This window comes from Frankia sp. Mgl5 (assembly GCF_023242985.1).
Lineage (GTDB): Bacteria > Actinomycetota > Actinomycetes > Frankiales > Frankiaceae > Parafrankia > Parafrankia soli.
In genome coordinates this window covers 1-252 of the sequence record NZ_JALKFY010000241.1, presented here as the reverse complement: position 1 = coordinate 252, position 252 = coordinate 1, and the positions used below count along the sequence as shown (strand labels likewise).

At 54.0% G+C, this 252-nt stretch carries 1 protein-coding gene; it reads right to left on the bottom strand.

Translation table 11 applies throughout. The annotated features are described in order from the left end of the window. Window positions 1-252: cyclase family protein (locus MXD62_RS09185; protein WP_248828943.1), on the bottom strand; the 252-nt coding region annotated here is incomplete at both ends.

The window sequence follows — 252 nt, the reverse complement described above, 5'->3', positions numbered from 1 at the left end:
ATCCAGGACGATCCCTTCCAGTATATGAATATCGTGTGCATGCAGACCATGATGGGCAGGAAGCTCCTTGCTGTCCAGCGGGTCGACTGAGGGAACATCGACTCCGATCAGCTTGATCCCTTTCTCCGCAAGAAACGGAGCCACATCGGCACGAAGATACGTGATCTCGCCGGGAAATTCCGCTGGATTGCGCCACGAACCTGTTCGCATCAACAGCCGTTTTACCCCGCGCAAATCGTATTGCTGTAACTC